The sequence below is a fragment of the Maribacter sp. genome, assembly GCF_049667165.1.
In the GTDB taxonomy this organism is placed as follows: domain Bacteria; phylum Bacteroidota; class Bacteroidia; order Flavobacteriales; family Flavobacteriaceae; genus Maribacter_A.
On sequence record NZ_JBATHS010000124.1, the window covers coordinates 1 to 2402 of the forward strand.

Consider the following 2402-nt stretch of genomic DNA (forward strand, 5'->3'; position numbering starts at 1 on the left):
TGCCGACCAAGGCAAAATCGGCATCCTGAGAGTTCTCGACTACCTCATAATACTTTGAAACAACCTCTAAATTAAATGGGGATTCCGATCTTCCAGGAGTAACTATGCCCCACCAATTGGTACTGGGGGCGATATAGCGTTTTGGAATGTACACTTTCTTTTTTGTCGCAATTGGCAATGTCTGTCCATTGTTTTTTAACATGACCACAGAACGCAATTGTGCATTGAAACCGGCCTGCATAAATTCAGGATTCCCTACCGTCACTTCGGTCTTTTGAACATCCAAATATGGATTTTCAAATAGTCCAACCCTAAAAATATTCTTCAACAAACGTACGGCAGAAGCTTCAAATCGCTCACGCATAAAATCTTCCCCATGTTCGGCAACACCCATTTTATAGGCTTCCAATACTGGACCCATGGCATTGTTACCTCCGAATTGATCCATCCCCGCCATAATGGCTTTGTAATGTCGCTCTGCTTCGGTCAAGGTTTCTACACCCCAGCTTTTACCTTCAAACTTGTCCACAGCGGAAACATCCCTGGTAATTCCCCAATCTGTACAAAGCACGCCATCATAATTATATTCCCCTCTTAATACATCGGTGATCAAATACTTGTTGAAACCGTTTCCTACCGCTTCACCTTCACCTGTTGAAATGGTATAATAAGGCATTACAGCGGATGCCATTTTGGTAGGTCCTGCCAATTTGAATGCTCCTTGGGTAAAGGGCTGCATATGATCTTTAAGATTTTTACCAGGGTAAACCGCATAGGCGCCGTACCCAAAATGACCATCACGACCTCCTTCTTCGGGTCCACCACCGGGCCAATGTTTTACCATGGCATTTACACTTTCAAGACCCCAATCCCCATCTTGGGTCGATTGAAACCCATCAACATAAGCCCTGGCCATGTCCGTGGTCAAATCAGGATCTTCGCCCATGGTACCATCAAAACGGCTCCATCGGGGTTCCGTGCCCAAATCAATCTGGGGTGAGAGTGCTGTAGCAATACCTAACGCACGATATTCTTTGGATGCGATTTCTCCAAACTGTTTCATTAATGCCGGATCAAAAGAGGCAGCAATACCCAAAGTTCCTGGCCACATTGAAATGGCCCCACCGGCACCGGCATTGAATTCCGCATACGAATCACTGCCATGTCTTGGGTCTGAGCTGGTATTCACAGGAATTCCAAAACCAATGCCTTCGACATACGCTTGCGCATTATTGTTCCATTGGGCTGCTATAGCTGGCGTTTCTACCCTTGTGATCAAAACATGCCTTAAATGATCGTCTTTTAAAAAATTCTTTTGTTCGTCGGATAAATCACTGGCCATAGCCCCACTTTCAGGATAAGGTTTTCCGTTGTAATTCGATGAACCAAAACCTCGACTTGCCCCGGGGATGGATTGATGTGAACTGTACAACATAAGTCCGGCAATATCCTCCAAAGTCAATTTTGAGGCCAGATCCTTTGCCCGATCATCAGCTGACAAACGCCAATCCTCGTATGCATCCAATGCTCCGTTCTTATTGAGGTCTTTAAAGGCATATCGATCAACAGTCAGCAGTTTTATACCTGATTCGGGATGATATCCCAAAGTACTTGCATCTTTGTTAAGAACGCTTACATACCCGTCATTTTGTTCTGTTGTAAATTTTTCGCTACAGCTGCCCAATAGCAATGAAATGACTATGGTTCCTATCGTTAAATTTGTTTTTATTGATTTCATATGAGAATTTTATTCCGGTTATTGATTTTCTTGCACGAGTTGAAATAATTCTTTGTCCAATTGCGGTTTCACCTCGCAAGTGGTGTCGAAATGCATGGTCGCCGTCTGGGCAGTATCGTATTGTGGCCATTCTGGTAGACCATCATGATTGGGATTTCCTGTCTTGGCAAAATTAATCCAGGCCCGGCTCATTTTGTCGGCCAAAACTTGGGCATCCTGCCCTCCACCTGTCATTTGGTTGGCTAAGGCAATGTTATCAAAAACAAAAGGAAGCTCCATACAATGCAAGGCTTTGTATTTACCATCAAAAACGGGAGATTGCCAGGTAAACAAATACATATATACCGGAGCACCACCATTAAGTCCTGATTTGGCATTGGCTTGTGCGACCGCCCCTGGACGGAACATGGTGTCAATATCCAATAAATCCTTGGCGTCGGTATCATTGGGATATGCTTTTTTAACCGCTTTTATATAACTGTCCGCTTTTTCCTTATATGTCTCCTCGATATGGGCCATTATGGCTTCCTCTGAGGCCCCAACAAACCGCATATTGGCAAAAGGTGCAAATTCATTCTTCGCAGTACCTATGAGCAGAGGAATATCTTTGGAAAGCGCAAGGGCCTCATCGGATCCTATCTGATAAGGTAGGTCTTCCCCGTCT

2 protein-coding genes are annotated in these 2402 nt (G+C 44.4%); both read right to left on the reverse strand.

The window, feature by feature from the left end; genetic code table 11:
* A partial coding sequence (locus WBM98_RS06345; RefSeq protein ID WP_424365187.1) for a glycoside hydrolase family 3 protein occupies positions 1–1738 on the reverse strand: 1738 nt, incomplete at its 3' end.
* 18 nt (positions 1739–1756) lie between these two features.
* A partial coding sequence (locus WBM98_RS06350) for a carboxylesterase family protein (protein WP_424365188.1) occupies positions 1757–2402 on the reverse strand: 646 nt, incomplete at its 5' end.